The 18,294-nt window shown below is 74.4% G+C and carries 13 protein-coding genes; 3 read left to right on the top strand and 10 right to left on the bottom strand.

Annotated features, from left to right (window positions below):
- The first annotated feature begins 192 nt into the window (after positions 1-192).
- Together IE170_RS21940 and IE170_RS21935 are read left to right on the top strand one after the other, a co-directional pair.
- A complete protein-coding gene (locus tag IE170_RS21940) occupies positions 193-1,809 on the top strand; it encodes a sensor histidine kinase (RefSeq protein ID WP_189811150.1) in 1,617 nt (538 codons plus the stop codon).
- Positions 1,806-2,504, top strand: a complete 699-nt coding sequence (locus IE170_RS21935; RefSeq protein ID WP_189811149.1) for a DUF7342 family protein — start codon at positions 1,806-1,808, stop codon at positions 2,502-2,504. The genes IE170_RS21940 and IE170_RS21935 overlap by 4 nt, the downstream gene beginning before the upstream one ends.
- A gap of 15 nt (positions 2,505-2,519) precedes the next feature.
- Here the strand turns inward: IE170_RS21935 and IE170_RS21930 are convergent, their stop codons facing one another.
- The 3 genes from IE170_RS21930 to IE170_RS21920 all read right to left on the bottom strand — a co-directional run bounded on the left by IE170_RS21930 (position 2,520) and on the right by IE170_RS21920 (position 6,915).
- Positions 2,520-4,112, bottom strand: coding sequence for a monocarboxylic acid transporter (locus IE170_RS21930; protein ID WP_189811148.1), 1,593 nt, complete (start codon positions 4,110-4,112; stop codon positions 2,520-2,522).
- The gene (locus IE170_RS21925; protein WP_189811147.1) at positions 4,109-4,597 is read right to left on the bottom strand and encodes a DUF485 domain-containing protein; all 489 of its coding nucleotides are present in this window, start codon (positions 4,595-4,597) and stop codon (positions 4,109-4,111) included. The genes IE170_RS21930 and IE170_RS21925 overlap by 4 nt, the downstream gene beginning before the upstream one ends.
- A gap of 197 nt (positions 4,598-4,794) precedes the next feature.
- Positions 4,795-6,915: a DNA gyrase/topoisomerase IV subunit B gene (locus IE170_RS21920; RefSeq protein WP_189811146.1), complete on the bottom strand. Its 2,121-nt coding sequence runs from the start codon at positions 6,913-6,915 to the stop codon at positions 4,795-4,797.
- A 443-nt stretch (positions 6,916-7,358) separates the two neighbouring features.
- On the opposite strand from IE170_RS21920, the gene IE170_RS21915 reads away from it, so the two are divergent.
- On the top strand, positions 7,359-7,592 hold the full coding sequence (locus IE170_RS21915) for a DUF7455 domain-containing protein (protein WP_114054552.1): 234 nt from the start codon (positions 7,359-7,361) through the stop codon (positions 7,590-7,592).
- An 87-nt stretch (positions 7,593-7,679) separates the two neighbouring features.
- On the opposite strand, the gene IE170_RS21910 is transcribed toward IE170_RS21915, so the two are convergent.
- From IE170_RS21910 to IE170_RS21880, 7 genes are all read right to left on the bottom strand, one after another.
- A complete protein-coding gene (locus IE170_RS21910) occupies positions 7,680-8,621 on the bottom strand; it encodes a S1 family peptidase (RefSeq protein WP_189811145.1) in 942 nt (313 codons plus the stop codon).
- Positions 8,622-8,788: 167 nt separating this feature from the next.
- Positions 8,789-10,363 carry an RNA polymerase sigma factor gene (locus IE170_RS21905; RefSeq protein ID WP_268255662.1) on the bottom strand — a complete coding sequence of 525 codons (1,575 nt, stop codon included), beginning with the start codon at positions 10,361-10,363 and terminating at the stop codon, positions 8,789-8,791.
- 352 nt (positions 10,364-10,715) lie between these two features.
- The gene (locus tag IE170_RS21900) at positions 10,716-11,603 is read right to left on the bottom strand and encodes a FadR/GntR family transcriptional regulator (protein WP_189811143.1); all 888 of its coding nucleotides are present in this window, start codon (positions 11,601-11,603) and stop codon (positions 10,716-10,718) included.
- Between the two features lie 191 nt (positions 11,604-11,794).
- Positions 11,795-13,636 (bottom strand): ATP-binding cassette domain-containing protein, encoded by a 1,842-nt coding sequence (locus tag IE170_RS21895; protein ID WP_189811142.1) that lies wholly within the window; start codon positions 13,634-13,636, stop codon positions 11,795-11,797.
- 132 nt (positions 13,637-13,768) lie between these two features.
- Positions 13,769-14,515: an NUDIX hydrolase gene (locus IE170_RS21890; protein ID WP_189811141.1), complete on the bottom strand. Its 747-nt coding sequence runs from the start codon at positions 14,513-14,515 to the stop codon at positions 13,769-13,771.
- An 87-nt stretch (positions 14,516-14,602) separates the two neighbouring features.
- Positions 14,603-16,570, bottom strand: coding sequence for a glycogen debranching N-terminal domain-containing protein (locus tag IE170_RS21885; RefSeq protein ID WP_189811140.1), 1,968 nt, complete (start codon positions 16,568-16,570; stop codon positions 14,603-14,605).
- Between the two features lie 464 nt (positions 16,571-17,034).
- Positions 17,035-18,285 carry a DUF4192 domain-containing protein gene (locus IE170_RS21880; RefSeq protein WP_189811139.1) on the bottom strand — a complete coding sequence of 417 codons (1,251 nt, stop codon included), beginning with the start codon at positions 18,283-18,285 and terminating at the stop codon, positions 17,035-17,037.
- Positions 18,286-18,294 lie beyond the last annotated feature (9 nt).

The following is an 18,294-nucleotide window of genomic DNA, read 5'->3' as shown; positions in this document are numbered from 1 at the left end:
GTGGATCGCCCACGCACTGGAGGAGTACCAGGAGCGCCCGCTCCGCATGCGCCCCACCGGCCACTACGAGGGCCCCCGCCCCCCGCGCCCCCTCCCGTGACCCCCATCCCCGGGCCCGGCTCCCGCCCCTCCCCCCGCGCTTCCCGACAAGGTGATTCCCCTTCCGCCTCCGCCGACCTACGGTTGCTGGCCATGCGGTTCCCCTCCCCCGGCGCTCGGCGCATCGGGCTGCCCCGACGGGCCGTCTCGCAGATCCTCCTGACCCAGCTGGCCATCGCCGCCGGGGTCGCCGTCCTGGCCACCGGGCTGTTCCTGGCCCCGCTGAGCGCACAGCTCGACGACCAGGCCATGCAGCGCGCCCTCGCGATCGCCCGCAGCGCTGCCGCCGACCCCTCCCTGGCGGTCGCGGTGCCGGCCTCCGGGCCGACTGCCGACGGCCCGGTGCAGGCCACCGCCGAACGGATCCGCCGCGCCACCCGCGCCGAGTACGTGGTGGTGATGGACCTGCACGGCATCCGCCGCTCCCACCCCCGCCCCGACCGCATCGGCCTGCCCGTCTCCACCGACCCCGGCGACGTCCTCGCCGGCCGCGACGTGATGGAGATCGACGAGGGAACCCTGGGCCGCACCGCCCGCGGCAAGGTGCCGCTCCTCGCCGCCGACGGCGAGATCGTCGGCGCCGTGTCCGTCGGCATCTCCTACGACAGCGTCCGGGCCCGGCTGCTCGGCGCCATCCCGGGCCTCCTCGGGTACGCCGGCGGCGCCCTGGCCGCGGGTGCGCTCGCCGCCTACCTCCTCTCCCGCGGCATCCAGCGCCAGACCCGCGACCTGGCCTTCTCCGACATCTCCGGCCTCCTCGCCGAACGCGAGGCGATGCTCCACTCCATCCGCGAGGGCGTCGTCGCCCTCGACCCCTCGGGGCGCATCCGGCTCGTCAACGACGAGGCCTCCCGCCTCCTCGGCCTCTCCCCCGCCGACACGGCGCGCGCCCCCGGCCGCCCGCTCGACGAGGTCCTCGGCGCGGGCCGCACCGCCGACGTCCTCTCCGGCCGCGCCACCGGCCGCGACCTGCTCACCGTGCAGGGCCCGCGCGTCCTGGTCGCCAACCGGATGCCCACCGAGGACGGCGGCGCGGTCGCCACCCTGCGCGACCGGACCGAACTGGAGCAGCTCCGCCGCGAACTCGACTCCACCCAGGGCCTGATCGACGCCCTGCGCGCGCAGGACCACGAGCACGCCAACCGCCTCCACACCCTCCTCGGCCTGCTGGACCTCGGCCTGCACGAGGAGGCTGCGGAGTTCCTCGCCGAGGTCGCCGGCGGGCGGCGCAGCACCGCCGAGCAGGTCACCGAGAAGGTTCGCGACCCGCTGCTGGCCGCCCTCCTCGTGGGCAAGGCGACGGTCGCCGCCGAGCGCGGCGTCCCGCTGCGCCTCACCGACGGCAGCTTCCTGCCCGACCGCCTCGCCGACCCCGGCGGGCTGGTCACCATCGCCGGCAACCTCGTGGACAACGCCCTGGACGCGGCCGCCGGATCGGCCGCACCCCTCGTCGAGGTCGAGCTGCGCTGCGAGGACCGCACCCTGGTCCTCCTCGTCCGCGACAGCGGTCCCGGTGTGCCGGAGGCCCGCCGGGAGGAGATCTTCACCGAGGGCTGGTCGACGAAACAGCCCCAGGGGAGGCGCGAGCGCGGCCTCGGCCTGGCCCTCGTACGCCGCCTGGCGGAGCGGCAGGGCGGAACGGCCCGGGCCGGCGGGACAGCGGACGGAGGGGCGGAGTTCTCCGTCGTACTCCCGGAGGCCCTGCGATGAGCGGATCCCCGATCCACGTATTGGTCGTCGACGACGACATGCGTGTTGCCCGGATCAACGCGGCGTACGTCGGGAAGGTTCCCGGCTTCCGCGTCACCTCACGCGCCCACTCGGCGTCCGAGGCGCTGGAGCACCTGGAGGACCGGCCCGTGGACCTCGTCCTCCTGGACCACTACCTGCCCGACGGCAGCGGCCTGGACCTGGTGGCGCGCCTGCGGCAGCTCGGCCACCGCACCGACGTGATCATGGTCACGGCCGCGCGGGACCTCGCCACGGTGCAGGCCGCGATGCGCCTCGGCGCCCTCCAGTACCTGGTCAAACCGTTCACCTTCCAGGGCCTGAGGCTCCGGCTGGAGGCGTACGCGGCCCTGCGCCGCACCCTGGAGACGGGAGGCGAGGCAGAACAGGCCCAGGTGGACCGGATCTTCGGGACACTCGCGGCGGCCGGCGCTCCCAACGAGCTGCCGAAGGGCCACTCCCCCACCACCGCCGAGCTGGTCCGCCGCGTCCTGCTGTCCGCGGAGGGCCCGCTGTCGGCCCAGCAGATCGCCGACCGCGCCGGCATCAGCCGCCAGACCGCCCAGCGGTACCTGAAACTCCTGGACCGCACCGGGCGGGTCACCCTGGCCCTGCGCTACGGCGAGACGGGCCGCCCCGAGCACCGCTACGCCTGGCGCCCCGCCGACGGCCCCTGACCGGCTGCCGCTCCCTCAGACGGCCCCGGCGCCGGTCAGGGAGCGGACCTCGGTCTCGGCGTGCCTGGCGGCGTCCGGCTCCTCCGCGGAGGCCACCGTCCCCAGCCAGCCCGCCAGGAACCCGAGCGGGATGGAGACCAGACCCGGGTTCTGCAGCGGGAAGCACTGGAAGTCCGTCCCCGGGAAGAGGGAGTCCGGGCTGCCGGAGACGACCGGCGACAGCACCACCAGCAGCACGGCCGGCACCAGCCCGCCGTACACCGACCACACGGCGCCGCGCGTCGTGAAGCGGGCCCAGAACAGCGAGTACAGCAGGACGGGCAGGTTGGCGGAGGCAGCGACCGCGAAGGCCAGACCCACCAGGAACGCCACGTTCAGGTCCTGGGCCAGCAGCCCTAGCGCGATCGCCACCGCCCCGATCCCGACGGCCGCGGTCCGCGCCACCGCGACCTCGCTGCGCGCGCGGGCGCGGCGGCGCCGGAGGGAGGCGTACAGGTCGTGTGCGACGGACGCCGACGAGGCGAGGGTGATGCCCGCGACGACGGCCAGGATCGTGGCGAAGGCGATCGCCGCGACGAGCGCGAACAGCACGGCCCCGCCGGTGGATTCCGCCCCGCCGCCCAGGTACGCGGCGAGCAGCGGCACCGCCGTGTTGCCGGAGGCGTGCGAGGCGCGGACCTCGGCCGGGCCGACCAGCGCGGCCGCGCCGAAGCCGAGCACGATGGTCATCAGGTAGAAGCCGCCGATCAGGCCGATCGCCCAGACCACGGACCGGCGGGCGGCCCGCGCGGTCGGCACCGTGTAGAAGCGGGACAGGATGTGCGGGAGCCCCGCGGTTCCGAGGACGAGGGCCAGGCCGAGGCTCATGAAGTCGATGCGGGCCGTCCAGTCGCCGCCGTACTTCAGCCCCGGGCCCAGGAACCGCTCGCCGTGGCCGCTGCGTTCGGCGGCGCTGGTGAGCAGCAGCCCGAAGTCGCCGTGGAAGCGCAGCAGGACGAGCACGGTGAGGGCGACCGCCCCGCCCATCAGGAGGACGGCCTTGACGATCTGGATCCAGGTGGTGGCCCGCATTCCGCCGAAGGTGACGTAGACGACCATGAGCGCCCCGACCGCGACCACGGTCAGCGTGCGGGCGGCGGTGCCGGAATCGCCGAGCAGCAGGCCGACGAGGCTGCCGGCGCCGACCATCTGCGCGACGAGGTAGAGCACGGAGACGGTGACGGAGGCGGTCCCGGCGGCGATCCGGACCGGCCGCTCGCTCATCCGGGCGGCGACGACGTCGGCGAGGGTGAAGCGGCCGCAGTTGCGGACGAGTTCGGCGACGAGGAAGAGGACGACGAGCCAGGCGACGAGGAAGCCCACCGAGTACAGCAGGCCGTCGTAGCCGAACAGGGCGATCAGCCCGGAGATGCCGAGGAAGGACGCGGCGGACATGTAGTCGCCGGCGATGGCGAAACCGTTCTCCATCGGGGAGAACAGCCGCCCCCCGGCGTAGAACTCCTCGGCGGAGCCGTGCCGGTGGCGGCTGACCCAGGTGGTGATGCCGAGGGTCACGGCGATGAAGGTGCTGAAGAGGACCAGAGCCAGCGTCTGGTGTCCGGCGGTCACCGGCCGGCCTCACGGTTGCGGGCCCGCCCGCGTCCGCGCTCCTGCTCGAAGACGGTCCACCGCAGGTCCAGCGCGGCCCGGTCCCGGCGGAGCCGGGCGTGCCGGGCGTACGCCCAGGTGAGCAGGAAGGTGCTGAGGAACTGGCCGAGGCCGGCGAGCAGGGCCACGTTGACCGCGCCGGCGACGGGCCGGGCCATGAATTCGGGCGCCGCGGTCGCCGCGACGACGTAGGCCACGTACCAGAGGAGGAAGGCGGCGGTTGCGGGGACGACGAACCCGCGGTAGCGGCCGCGGACCTCCTGGAAGGCGGCGCTCCGCTGCACCTCGAGGTAGATCTCGGACGAGCCGGCCGGCCGGGGCGGCGCGGCCCCGCCGCCGCCCTCGCCGCCGGTGCAGTCGCCCTCGCCCCAGTCGACGGCCAGCGCGTCGTACCAGGGGTCGTCGAGCCGGATCGTTCCGGCGTCGGGACCTTCGTGCTTGTCCACCGAACTCTCCTTGTCCGCTGCCGCATTGGCGGCGTGCCCACAAGGATGTGCGGAATGAGAGGTTTCCGGACTGGTGTACCGGTGCTCTTCACTCCAACAGGTGATGGGGCGGAGTCGGAGGGCCGGTGGGAGCGCGAAGCGGCGGGCCGCACCGTCCGGGTGCCGCCCGCCGCTCCGCCCGGGTGCCGGGCCGCCCGTCAGGCGTCGATGCGCGAGCGGTCCAGGGTGGCCGCGGAGCTGGTGATGAACTCCTTGCGGGGGGCCACCTCGTTGCCCATGAGCAGGTCGAAGACCTGCTCGGCCGCCTCCAGGTCGCCGATGTTGATGCGGCGCAGCGTGCGGTGGCGCGGGTCCATCGTCGTCTCCGCCAGCTGGTCCGCATCCATCTCGCCGAGGCCCTTGTAGCGCTGGATCGAATCCTTGTAGCGGATGTTCTTCCGCTGGAATTCGAGCAGGGTCTGGCGGAGTTCGCTGTCCGAATACGTGTAGACGTACTTGTCCTGCCCCCTCTTGGGCTGGACGAGCTCGATCCGGTGCAGCGGCGGCACGGCCGCAAAGACCCGCCCGGCCTCGACCATGGGGCGCATGTAGCGCTGGAAGAGCGTCAGCAGCAGGCAGCGGATGTGCGCGCCGTCCACGTCGGCGTCGACGAGGAGGACGATCTTCCCGTACCGCGCGGCGTCGATGTCGAAGGTGCGGCCGGAGCCGGCCCCTATGACCTGGATGATCGCGCCGCACTCGGCGTTCTTCAGCATGTCCGAGACGGAGGACTTCTGAACGTTCAGGATCTTGCCGCGGATGGGCAGCAGGGCCTGGAATTCGGAATTCCGGGCCAGCTTCGCGGTGCCGAGGGCGGAGTCTCCCTCGACGATGAAGAGCTCGCTGCGCTCGACGTCGTCGCTGCGGCAGTCCGCGAGCTTGGCGGGGAGCGAGGAGGTCTCCAGGGCCGTCTTGCGGCGCTGGGCCTCCTTGTGCTGGCGGGCCGCGATGCGGGTCCGGGCCGCCGCGACGACCTTCTCCATCACGGCGCGCGCCTGCTGCTTGTCGTCGCGCTTGGTGGAGGTCAGGAAGGCCTTGAGCTCCTTGGAGACGACGGCGGCGACGATGCGGGCGGCCGCCGAGGTGCCGAGCACCTCCTTGGTCTGGCCCTCGAACTGCGGCTCGGCGAGGCGGACCGTGACGACAGCGGTCAGGCCCTCCATCGCGTCGTCCTTGACGACGTCGTCCTCGGCGACGCGCAGCAGCTTCGCGGAGCGGAGCACCTCGTTCATGGTCTTGGTGACCGCGCGCTCGAAGCCGGTGATGTGGGTGCCGCCCTTGGGGGTGGCGATGATGTTCACGAAGGACTTGACGTTGGTCTCGTACCCCGTGCCCCAGCGCAGGGCGATGTCCACGCCGAGGTCGCGGGTGACCTCGGTCGGGGTCATGTGGCCGCGCTCGTCGAGGACGGGGACGGTCTCCTTGAAGGTGCCCTGCCCGCTCAGGCGCAGGACGTCGCAGACGGCCTTGTCCTGGGCGAGGAAGTCGCAGAACTCGCTGATCCCGCCGTCGAAGCGGAAGGTCTCCTCGGTCTTCCCGGCGCCGTCGATGCCGCGCTCGTCGCGGACGACGATGGTGAGGCCGGGGACCAGGAAGGCGGTCTGGCGGGCGCGCTGGTGCAGGGTCTCCAGCGAGAGCCGGGCGTCCTTGAGGAAGATCTGCCGGTCGGCCCAGTAGCGGACGCGGGTGCCGGTCTTCCCCTTGGCGATGCGCTTGACCTTGCGCAGGCCGTTGGCGGGGTCGAAGCCGCTGTCCGGGTCCTGGCCGGTGAAGACGCCGGGCACGCCGCGGCGGAAGCTGATCGCGTGGGTGGAGCTGCCGCGGTCGACCTCGACGTCGAGGCGGGAGGAGAGGGCGTTGACGACGGAGGCGCCGACGCCGTGCAGGCCGCCGGAGGCGGCGTAGGAGCCGCCGCCGAACTTGCCGCCGGCGTGCAGTTTGGTCATGACGACCTCGACGCCGGACAGGCCGGTCTTCGGCTCGACGTCCACGGGGATGCCGCGGCCGTTGTCCCTGACCTCGACGGAGGCGTCGTCGTGGAGGACGACCTCGATGTGGTCGCAGTAGCCGCCCAGGGCCTCGTCGACGGCGTTGTCGATGATCTCCCAGAGGCAGTGCATCAGGCCGCGGCTGTCGGTCGACCCGATGTACATGCCGGGCCGCTTGCGGACGGCTTCGAGGCCTTCGAGGACGAGCAGGTGCCGCGCGGTGTAGTTGGAGCCGTCCCGGTCTGCTCCGGACAGCAGCGCGCTGGAAGGCACGGACGTGTCGGCGGTCACGCAGTTCGCTCCTCGCTGAATTTCATTTCTGGACCCGGTGGTGCACGGGGTGGCTCGGTTGCCCGTCGAAGGGTACCGAGGCCTGGTAGAGCCGATGCAACGCCACCCTCGTGCTGCATCAGCCTAGTGCAGATCCGCACGGGTGTTCGATCCCCCGCGCGGGTGAAGCAAACATCACGTTCCCTTCGAGGCATGAACCATTTAGGGTTCGGGCACGTCCTCATGAACAACCGGCACGCACGCCGGGGAGGACGACTGCGACAAGCGAACGACTGACAACGCGAAACCGTAAAGCAACGCAATACGGCTCCTTCGCCGCCAACCGGCAGCAGCCGGCCAGCTTCGGAAGGAAGTTTCGAGGAAAAGCCGCGAGCGGGAACGTTTTCGGCCTGGTTGGATGTTGACCCTGGTACGACAGCTCGTCGAGCTAGAGAAGAGGCGACGTGACTACTGTTCTGACACCCGCGACCCCGCTGACGGCCGCTGACCGATGCGACCGTTGCGGCGCCCAGGCATATCTGCGCGTCGTCCTGCTGAGCGGTGGTGAACTGCTCTTCTGCGCCCACCACGGGCGCAAGTTCGAGCCGGAACTCAAGAAGATCGCCGCGGAAATACAGGATGAGACCGAGCGGCTGACGTCCGCTCCGGCGGCGCACGCCGACACCGAGGACCGCTGACAGGCCTGTACCTCGCATCCGACGAGCCAGGACCGGCAAGGCCGGTCGACGGGCGGCACTTCCGAGATCCGGAAGTGCCGCCCGTCCTCACATCTGCGGCGCCGACCGCGAGGGATGCCCCTCTTCGGCCCGTACGTGGGCCTTGGAGCCGCTTTCGGCCCCCCAGGCGGCATCCGGGGCGGGCCGGCGCTCCGAGGCCGCCTCCGGCCCGGCCACGAAGTCGGCCAGCGGTGCGATCCGCGTGTAGACGCCCGGGCTGTCGGCGCGGCCGCACCCCCGGCCCCACGACACGACCCCGATGAGGCGGCCCTCGGCGACGAGCGGCCCGCCGCTGTCGCCCTGGCAGGCGTCCCGCCCGCCGCGGGCGTGCCCCGCGCACACCATGGATGCGGGCCGGTACTCACCGTCCGCATCCCCCGGGTACGCCTCCCGGCAGACCTCGTCCGCCAGTACGGTGACCTGCGCCGCCCGCAGCCCGAATGCGTAGTCGCCGAACCCGCTCGTGTCCCCCCACCCGTACACGGCGGCCTCGGCCCCGGCCCGGTAGCCGGGGTGGCCCTCCCCGGCGAGCGGCAGCACGTGCTGCTCGGGGAGCGCCTCGGCGAGCTCCAGGACGGCGAGGTCGCCCGCGTTGCTCCGCGTGTCGTAGGCCGGGTTCACGTGCACCGAGCGGACCGCGACCTCGCGGCCCTCGTCCGCCCGCAGCTGCGTGCGCCCGGTGATCACCCGCAGGTCGCGGACGGCCTCGACCGGCGCGCCCAGCACTTCCCGGCTCAGGCAGTGGGCGGCGGTGACGACGCGCTTCGGGGCCACGAGCGCGCCGCCGCAGAACTGGCCCGCCCGCGTTCCGCCGAACCGGTCACGGCTGGCCACGGCCACGACCCAGGGGCTGTCCGCCACCTTCACCGGCCTGCCGCCGATCACGATGCTGTCCGCGGCGGCGTGGGGGGCGCGGGCCAGCGGGGCGGCGGCCGCTCCCGCCACCAGGGCCAGCGCGCCCGCCAGAGCACGGGAGATGGGTCGACGCATCGGGCCTCCTGACGCTGGGTGTGCGCTTCTGCACCCAGGGTGGGCCGCCGGGCGGGGGTGCGCACCCGCGCACGGTGCCGACCGGGGGTCGCGCGGGGGCGCGACAGGGCCCGGCGGCCCCTGTCGGGGCGGCCGGGCCCTGTCGGCGGGCGGCGCGGCCGCAGTGCCTAGTCCAGGTAGTCGCGCAGCACCTGGGACCGGGAGGGGTGGCGGAGCTTCGACATGGTCTTCGACTCGATCTGGCGGATGCGCTCGCGCGTCACGCCGTACACCTTGCCGATCTCGTCCAGCGTCTTGGGCTGGCCGTCGGTCAGGCCGAAGCGCATGGACACGACACCCGCCTCGCGCTCGCTCAGGGTGTCCAGGACGGAGTGGAGCTGCTCCTGCAGGAGCGTGAAGCTCACGGCGTCGGCCGGGACGACCGCCTCGGAGTCCTCGATGAGGTCGCCGAACTCGCTGTCGCCGTCCTCGCCGAGCGGGGTGTGCAGGGAGATCGGCTCGCGGCCGTACTTCTGGACCTCGATGACCTTCTCGGGGGTCATGTCGAGTTCCTTGGCCAGCTCCTCCGGGGTGGGCTCGCGGCCCAGGTCCTGGAGCATCTGGCGCTGTACGCGGGCGAGCTTGTTGATGACCTCGACCATGTGCACGGGGATGCGGATCGTGCGGGCCTGGTCGGCCATGGCGCGGGTGATCGCCTGGCGGATCCACCAGGTGGCGTACGTGGAGAACTTGTAGCCCTTGGTGTAGTCGAACTTCTCGACCGCGCGGATCAGGCCCAGGTTGCCCTCCTGGATCAGGTCCAGGAAGAGCATGCCGCGGCCGGTGTAGCGCTTGGCCAGGGAGACCACGAGGCGGAGGTTGGCCTCCAGCAGGTGGTTCTTGGCGCGGCGGCCGTCCTCGGCGATGATCTCCAGTTCGCGCTTGAGCTTGGGCGCCAGCTTGTCGGACGTGGCGAGCTTGTCCTCGGCGAACAGGCCTGCCTCGATGCGCTTGGCGAGCTCGACCTCCTGCTCGGCGTTGAGCAGGGGGACCTTGCCGATCTGCTTGAGGTAGTCCTTGACGGGGTCGGCGGTGGCGCCGGCGACGGCGACCTGCTGGGCGGGGGCGTCATCCTCGTCGTCGGAGATGACGAAGCCCTTGGCCTCGCCGCCGTCCTCCTCTTCCTCGCCCTCGGCCTTGACCTCGGCGGGGCCCTCTTCCAGGAGCTCTTCCTCGCCGGCCTCGTCGGAGTCCTTCTTCGCGGCGGTCTTCTTGGCGGCCGTCTTCTTCGCCGCCGCCTTCTTGGCGGGGGCGGCCTTCTTGGCGGCCGTCTTGCGGGCTGCCGTCTTCTTGGCCGCGGGCTCGGCTCCGAGCTCCTGCTCGGCGGCGCCGGCGGGCTCGGGGTCGACCGCCTCGGCAGCCGGTTCCGCGGCGGGCACGGTCCGCGCAGCCGTCGTCTTCGCCGCGGCGGTCTTGGTGGCCGCCCGCTTGGCCGGGGTCTTCGCTGCGACGCTCTTGCGGGTGGTGCGCTTGGGCGACTCCGCGGCACTGACCATCAGCGTCACACCCTCTTCCTCGAGGATCTGGTTGAGGCTGCGCAGAACATTCTTCCACTGGGTCGCAGGAATCTGGTCAGCCTCGAAGGCCCGACGTACGTCATCGCCGGCGATCTGCCCCTCGGCCTTGCCCCGCTCGATGAGCGCCATCACAGATTCGGATTCGGCGATCTCCGGCGGGAGCGTACGGGATGTGCTGGCCGACACGAACAACCTCTCGGAACGATGGGAACGGCTTCCGACCCCGGACCGGGTGGTGCTGGACCGGAGCCGACGACCACCGACTGGGGATGGGCCGGGGGCGCGGGCAGGGGCCGGGGAGCTTCACAGCACCCGCAAGGGCTGCTGTTCCCTCCGTCGGCCATCACCTCTCTAGGTCATCGCGTGACCTCGCAGAGCGTTACGCCCAAAAATTCGTGGCCGTGGTCACACGCCCGCAGCGGGCCGCGGTCCGGCGCCGGCCGGGGGTGCGCCGGGGGGCCTCCCACACGGGTGTCGCCGGACCCGGCCGGGCCCGGCGACACGTGCGAGTACCTCCGCGCCTCCCGTCCGCCGCCGCTCAGTGCTCGCGCGGGGCGGGCACCACGCGCTCGACCTCGGGGTGGACGGTCAGCAGCTGGCGCATGGCGCCCTCGGCTCCCGCGGCGTCCCCTGCGGCGAGCGCCTCGACGATCCGGGCGTGGTGGGCGACGCACGCCTCGCTCGGGCGGTCGCAGGTGGTCGTCGCGCTTCCGGAGACCTGGAGCGCGGCGGAGACGATGCCGGAGAGGTGCTCCAGCATGCGGTTGCCTGCGACCTGGATGAGGAGGCCGTGGAACTCGTTGTCGGCGCGCGCGAAGGTGATCGCGTCGCCCTGGCCGAGGGCGTGCCCCATGATCTCGACCATGTCTGCGAGGCGCTGCTGGACGTCGGCGCGGCCGTGGCCGGCGGCGAGGCGGGCGGCGAGCGGCTCGATGGTCCAGCGGAGCTCGTTGAGCTCGCGGCGCTGGTCGTCGCGCTGGGGGCCGAAGGCCCGCCACTCGATGATGTCGGGGTCGAGGAGGTTCCAGTCGGCCACCGGCCGGACCCGCGTGCCGACGTTGGGGCGGGCGCTGACGAGGCCCTTGGCCTCCAGCACGCGCAGCGATTCGCGGACCACCGTGCGGGAGACCTCGAAGCGCTGGCCGATCTCCTCGGGGACGAGGGGGCGGTCCGCCCCGAGGTCGCCGGAGACGATCATCTGCCCGAGCTGCTGGACGAGTTGGCCGTGCAGGCCGCGGCCGCGGCTGCCCGCAGCGCGCCGGCCGACACGGCCCAACTCGACGTCGGCACCCTCCCAGTGGGGTGTGGCGACGCGGTCGGCCCCGGGGGTCTCCGCATACGGGTAGCGGTCGAGTTCGCCCGGGCCGACGAGGCCGGAGTCGGCATGGCGGGCGGCGGTCATCATGGTGTGCACAAGGGTACTCACGAATCCTTTGTCGGCCGCGCCCCGAGGACCCTTGAGGTCTTTGCTGAAAAGCACACGAAAGGGTGATCGGCGCCACCTGCGCAATTGACGACTTATCGTAAAGAACCGGGCCGTTTACGGGGAGTTGCGGTCCCGTTCACGTGTAGTGGGCGCTTCCGGTCGGAGGGCGGGCGTGCCCGACCGCCAAGCGGTCACCATCGGACACGGCTGCGCAGTCCGGTGAACCCATAGGCGCACAACAGGACCATCAGCGACAAAGCCAGAGCCGCACCCACGGGTTGGGCCATCACCCGGAGGGCCCCGGTGACCATGCGGTCCGCCTCCGGGGGCCACTGGGCCCAGGCGAGGGAGCGCAGCCGGGCCGCCAGGCCGGCGACGGGGTACGCGGACGGGCCGTGCAGCACCTCCCGCAGCAGCGGCACCACGCCGACCGGGACGGCCAGCACGGCGGCGATTCCGGCGGTCGCCGACCGGAAGACGCCGGAGGCCAGGATCCCCGCCCAGGCGCAGCCGACGAGGAGGCCGGCCCAGCTGGCCGCGGGCACGGCCCAGTGCTCGGGGGTGCGCAGCGGGCCGCCGCCGAAGACGAGCTGCACCGCGGCGGCGTCCCCGGCGACGGCGAGGGCGCCGAGGCCGAGGGCGAGCGCGGCGCCGACGCCGAGCTTGGCGGCGAGCAGGCCGAGCCGGCGCGGTACGGTGCCGCGGTCCGCGGCGAGTGCCGGGTAGCGGTACTCCTCACCGAAGGCGAGGGCTCCGAGCAGGCCGGCGCCGAGGGCGGCGGGAGGCAGCGGCAGCAGCTCCGGCCAGCCGGCGAGCACCCGGTGCCGGGGGCCGTGGCCGGCGCGGGCCAGGAGCACGGCGAGGACCGCGGAGACGCAGACGACGGCGGCGGCGGTCAGGGCGGGTGCGGCGGTGCCGAAGACGCGCAGCAGCTCGTAGCGCAGGGGGCGCAGCGGGCCGCCGACGCGGCGCACCGCGGAGGCGGGCCGGCGGTCGGCTCCGGGCCAGGTGCCCGCCGCTGCCGCGGCGGGTCGGCCTGCGTCGGCACCGGCGGCACCGGCCGCTGCCGTGGCCGGGCCGGCCGCCTGGGTGGCGGGGGCGGCGGTCGCGTCGCCGCCGCCGGATCCGGTGCGGGCGGCCGGGACGGCGGCCGCGGGCTCGCGGGTGTCGCCGGTCTCGTCGGCGAGCTGGTGGACGAGCACCCCGTGGCGGAACGCCGCCTCCCCGACCTCCGCGCAGCTGCTGCCGAAGACGGCCAGGCGGTTGCCGGCCTCCTCGACGATCTCCACCGGGCGCTGCCCGGCGCGGGCTTCGCGGTTGAGGACGTCGGCCAGGCGGGCGGCGTGCGGGGTGCGTACGGCGACCCGCGGCCGCAGCCGGGTCCGGGCGAATTCGGCTGCGTCCTGGTCGGCGACGAGCCGGCCCCGGTCGATGCTCACGACGCGGTCCGCGCTGCGGGCGGCCTCCTTCGCGTCGTCGGTGGTGAACAGGACCGCCCCGCCGAGGGCGGCGTGTCCGCGCAGGAGGGTGTGCATCCAGCCGCGGTCGCGGGGGGAGAGCCCGGCGCAGGGCTGGTCGAGGAGCAGGGTGCAGGGGTCGGCGAGCAGGGCGGCGGCCAGGGCCACCCGACGGTCCATGCCGAGGGAGAGGGAGCCGAGGCGTTCGTCGCGGAGCCCCGCGATGCCGACGACCTCCAGCACGGCGTCGGCCCGCGCGGCGGGCACCCCGGCGGCCGCGCACAGCATCCGCAGCTGGCCGCGGACCGTCCGCGCGGGGTTGCCGGGGACGTCGCCGAGCAGCACCCCGACCTCGCGGCTCGGATGCGGGATCCGGTGGAGCGGGCGCCCGCGGAAGTAGGTCACGCCCCGGCCCGGTTCGAGTTCCAACATCAGCCGCAGGGCGGTGGTCTTGCCCGAGCCCTCGTCGCCCAGGAGGGCGGTGACGGCGCCGGGTCGGGCCTCGAAGGTGAGGTCGTCGACGAGCGGCGGGAGGTGTCGACGGGGGCGGCTGGTGAGTCCGATGGCCTGGAGCATCGCTTCCCTCGCGGGGGGTGTGACCGCTCTGCGGCAGGGTGGGTACCCCCGCAAGGTAACGCGATATGCCCGGTTTGCCCCGTAATGGACACCTGATGCGGCGCCGTGTCGGCGCTGCCGCCGACTGGGGCGTCAGGCCTCCGGGCGGAGCATCGGTGGATTGAGCAGGGTGGCCCCGCCGGCCCGGAACAGCTGCGCCGGCCTGCCCCCCTGACGGGTCGTCGTCCCCCCGGCGGGCACCAGGAAGCCGGGGGTGCCGGTGACCTTGCGATGGAAGTTGCGGGGGTCGAGGGCCACGCCCCACACCGCCTCGTAGACCCGGCGCAGTTCGCCCACGGTGAACTCGGGCGGGCAGAACGCGGTGGCCAGCGAGGAGTATTCGATCTTCGAGCGGGCGCGTTCGACCCCGTCCGCGAGGATGGTGGCGTGGTCGAAGGCGAGCCCGGCGCCCGGCTCGTCCTCGGCGGCGAGCAGCTCGTCGACGGGGGCCCAGCGCGCACTGTTGGCGTCGCCTCCGGCGCGGGGCGCGGGCAGGTCGGGGGCGAGGACGAGGTGGGCCACGCTGACCACGCGCATCCGCGGATCCCGCTTCGGGTCCCCGTACGTGGCCAGCTGCTCCAGGTGCGCACCGTTGCCGGCGCCGGGCTCCGCGGGATCGTGGGCGCACAGGCCGGTTTCCTCGGCGAGTTCGCGGGCGGCCGCGGCGCCCAGGTCCTCGTCTCCGCGCACGAAGCCGCCGGGCAGGGCCCAGCGCCCCTGGAACGGCTGCTCGCCGCGCCGGACGACCAGCGCGCAGAGGGCGTGGCGTCGCACGGTGAGGACGACCAGGTCGACGGTGACGGCGAACGGCGGAAAGGCCGACGGGTCGTAGGGAGACATGCCGCGATCATAGTCGTCTTCCTGACGATAAACAGCGCTTTGAAGATCCGGAGGGCAAAGACCCGGAAGCCGTCGGCGCTGACCGGCCTACCCGCCGAGTTGGAGCGCATCCGCCGCCTCCTCCACCATGCCGAGGCCGAGGCGGCTGACGCGGACGGCGAAGGGCTCGCCCGCCACCCGCAGGCCGGACAGGCGCAGCGCGCCGAGCGGCGCGCCGGGCAGGGGGGCGACCGCGACGGTGCCGGCCGGGGCGTCGGGGCGGATCCCTGCGGCCGCCGTGAGCGCGTGGATCCCGGCGGCTGCGGCGACCGCGGCGGGGCGGCAGGCCGCTGGGTGCGGGAGGGGGGCGCTGCCCGCCGTGCGCTGGTCGGCGGCGTACATCTCGGGCAGCCGGTACCCGAAGCCCTCGGCCGCGTCGAGCAGGCCCCCCAGGAGGGCGGCGGCCTCCTTCTCGAAGCCGGCCTGGGCGAGTCCGGCGACGGCGACGGCGCTCTCGTGGGGCCGCACCGCGCCGGAGCGGTGGCCGAACGGGTTGTGCCCGGGCTCCCGTACGGCCATGCTCCGCAGCCCCCATCCGCAGTCCATGGCGGGGGCTCCGAGCAGCCGGGCGAGCTGCTCGGTGCGGACCGGGTCGAGCAGGCCGGGGGCGAGCCGGCCCCCGCCGAGCAGGCCGGTGTCGAGGAGGTGGGCGGCGGCTCCGGTCAGCCGGGGCAGCGGCCGGCCGTCCGGGTGGAGCGCGGCGGCGGGCCGGCCGCCGTCCGGGCCGTCGATCCAGAACCGCTGCCGGAAGCGGTCCCGCAGGGCGGCCGCCCACTCCCGCCACTGCGGTCCGCCGGGCCGGCCGTACGCGTCGAGCAGGTCGGCCCCGAGCAGGGCGGCCCGATGGGCGTGGGCCTGGGTTTCGCAGCGGCGCGGCCCGGGGTCGGGGTCGGGGAGGAAGCCGTCCTCGTCGAGGGAGGCGCGCAGCCAGTCCAGGCACCGCTCGGCCGCGGGGAGCAGCGGTTCGACCTCCGGATCGGGCAGTCCCCAGCGACGCGCCTCGGCGAGGACCGCGGGGAAGGCGAGGGTGGCCTCGGTGCCGGTGCAGCCGGGCGGCAGCTGCGGCCCGGCGCCGCGCAGCGGCCCCGGGATCTTCCCGGTGTCCGGCCCGCGGCCGCCGGTCTGGGTGCGGGCGAGGGTGCGCAGGGTGGCCGCGGCAAGCCCGGTGCCGAGGGGCAGGGCCATCCTCGCCGCCCAGAGGGATTCCGCGGGGGCGAGCCCGAGCCGCCAGGGCGCACCGGCGGCGGCGAAGGCGTCGGCCGGCTCCTCCCGGTCCCGCAGCAGGAGGGCGCCGAGGTCGGCGGCGCTGCTCCGGAACCACGCTTCGGCGCGCGGGTCGTCGCACTCGGCCCGGGCGTCGGCCAGGGGGTTGGCCACCTGCCCGGCCGGGGCCCGTGCGGTGCGGGACTGCGTGGTGCGCAGCTCGATGGTGCGGGACTCCCCCGGTTGCAGGTCGAGCTGCCAGCGCAGCAGCCCTGCGGAGGCGAGCGCGTCGTCGGGGGCGGGGTCGGCGGTGGTGACGGCCTGGGCGTCGCCCGTACTCCAGCGCAGGCCGGCGGCATGCACCCCGGCCGGCAGTTCGGGCCCGGCCCGGCCGGCGGCGACGGCGGCGAGGTCGGCGAGGTCGGTGCCGAGGAGCACCTCCACGGGCAGGCGCACAGGCCGGGCGTTGAAGCTGCGGAGGACGATCCGCTCCGTGCCGTCGGCGTGCCGCACGCGCTCGACGCCGATGTCCGGGTCGGGGCCGGCCTCGGCGCCGGTGCGGACGGCCGCGGTGAACACGGCCCGGTCCGCCCCGGTGCTGCGGCCCTGGACGGCCACCGGCTCCCGGCCGGCGACACGCAGCACGCAGCGGGAGAGCAGCCGCCGCCCCGAGCGGTAGATCCCTTCCATGCCCCGCCCGGTGAGCTGGCCGTGTTCGGGCGAGATCACCAGGCAGGGCGCCGAGACGCAGATGACCGCGCCGTGCACGGGCGGCAGTTCGGGCCGGGGGGCGGGCAGTGCGGGGTGGGCCATGGGTCGCCTCGTGTGGACTGTCTGCGCTCCGGTCGGTTCTCGGCGGCGGCGCGGCCGGGCCCCCGCCACCCTCCTGGGGAACGCCCCCGCCCCCACCCGGGTCACGCCCCGGCCCTCTCCGACGGGGCGCAACCCTGCACGAGCAGCCCGCCCGGCGTCAGGCGCGGCCGCCCCGCCACGTGGCTCCCGGCAGCCCGCCCCGGGTTCGGGGCGGGTGCGGTCGGGGCGCACAGACCGGTCGCGTGCGGGAGTGGAGCGGGACGTCCGGACGGCGTTGCCGGAGCACGGGACCGTACCCGGATGCGGGGCGCGCCGGACCGGGTAGGAGCAGCCTGGACCGGGGTGGGTGCGGCGGCGGTGTGTTGCGGCGGGGTGGGAGGGGCTGGTCGTGCCGTCTGCCTGCGACATTGGCTTACGCGGGATCCGTTTCGGTGGGAGGGTCGGCTGGTGGGGCGGGCGGTGGGTCATCGGTCCGTTCCCTTCCGGCGGCGGTGGGTGTGGGTGCGGCGGCCGGGCGGCCGGGTGGTTTCGGCGGCCGTCGGGCGGCGTGGGTTCCTGCGCCTGCGTTCGGCGCGCAGGCAGGCCCTCAGGCCCTCCGGGTCGATGCCCTCGTTGCAGGCGTGGTGGAGGAGTTGGGCGAAGCGGTAGTCGGCGTCGGCGCGGAGTGCGAGGCCGAGGGCGATGCGGGCTGTCGGCTCGTCGCCTGCGGACCAGGAGATCCAGCCCGCGAGGGTGAGGGGGGCCGCCGCGTGCTCCCCGTAGGCGCCGACGCAGCGCCTGGCGAGGGCGCGCCACAGGCGCAGGGCGGCCGCCGATTCGTCGTCCTCCATCCACTCGGCCGCAATGTCCCTGGTCTCCCGGTCCTGGAGGCCGAGGATGACGGAGGCGGCCTCGTCGTGGCCGAGGAGGGCGTCGTCCCAGTCGTCTGCGCAGGGGCCGCCCTCGGCCGGCGGGGCGAGGGCGAGGCGCCGGAGGAGGGTTCGGGCCAGGGTGACGGTCTCGGCGCCGACCTGCTCCCTGGTGGCCCCGTCGAGGATCTTCGGCACGAGGGCGGCTGCGGCCCGGTCGAGGGCCTGTTCCATCTCCCGGGCCAGGGGGCCGCGGAGCGGGGAGAGCCCGGCCTCCAACTCCCGCAGGGAACCGCGGATCCTCAGTCCGGCGAAGGTGGCGGCCGCCGCCGCCACGGAGGTGCCGGGGGCGGCGAGGGGGAGGCCTTCGGCGGGGCAGCAGCGCTCGTCGGGGCAGCAGTAGGACCAGTAGCGGCCGCCCGAGATGCACACCGCTTCGAGAACCGGCACCTCAAGTGTCCCGCAGGCCAGCCGGATCCGATGGGCGAGGGGCCGCAGCCGGGTCATGACCCGCTGGGCGCTGTCTCCCGGCACCGGGTCCTGGCAGAGGAACAGGATGATGCCGTCGGGCCGGCGGCCGCGCCGCTCGCTGCCGTGGACCAGGCACTCGGCGACCTGCCGGGCGGTGTCCTCCCATTCGGCCGGGGCCGGGGGGATGCCGAGCCGGAGCCGGCCGCCGAAGCGGCCGCCCTCGCCGTGCACGGCGACCATCACGAGGGAGTCGGTGGGGTGGAAGCCGAGCATGTACGGCAGCGCGTCGGCGAGTTCGCCCGGGCTGCGCAGGGTGACCCGCGGCGGGGCGGGGTCTCCCGGCGGGCGGGCGGACGGCTCGTGCGACGGGGTGCGGGATGCGTGGTCGTTCGTCATGCCCCGAAG

This window comes from Streptomyces toxytricini (assembly GCF_014649915.1).
Lineage (GTDB): Bacteria > Actinomycetota > Actinomycetes > Streptomycetales > Streptomycetaceae > Streptomyces > Streptomyces toxytricini.
Note: the sequence above shows the minus strand (reverse complement) of the source record. Positions and strands in the feature narration are given on the sequence as shown.

What these genes read in the sequence shown, in the direction of transcription:
- IE170_RS21895 (WP_189811142.1), bottom strand. Translation starts at nt 13,636, where the DNA reads ATGCTCCAGGCCATCGGACTCACCAGCCGCCCCCGTCGACACCTCCCG.
- IE170_RS21880 (WP_189811139.1), bottom strand. Translation starts at nt 18,285, where the DNA reads ATGACGAACGACCACGCATCCCGCACCCCGTCGCACGAGCCGTCCGCC.
- IE170_RS21940 (WP_189811150.1), top strand. Translation starts at nt 193, where the DNA reads ATGCGGTTCCCCTCCCCCGGCGCTCGGCGCATCGGGCTGCCCCGACGG.
- IE170_RS21890 (WP_189811141.1), bottom strand. Translation starts at nt 14,515, where the DNA reads ATGTCTCCCTACGACCCGTCGGCCTTTCCGCCGTTCGCCGTCACCGTC.
- IE170_RS21885 (WP_189811140.1), bottom strand. Translation starts at nt 16,570, where the DNA reads ATGGCCCACCCCGCACTGCCCGCCCCCCGGCCCGAACTGCCGCCCGTG.
- IE170_RS21935 (WP_189811149.1), top strand. Translation starts at nt 1,806, where the DNA reads ATGAGCGGATCCCCGATCCACGTATTGGTCGTCGACGACGACATGCGT.
- IE170_RS21910 (WP_189811145.1), bottom strand. Translation starts at nt 8,621, where the DNA reads ATGCGTCGACCCATCTCCCGTGCTCTGGCGGGCGCGCTGGCCCTGGTG.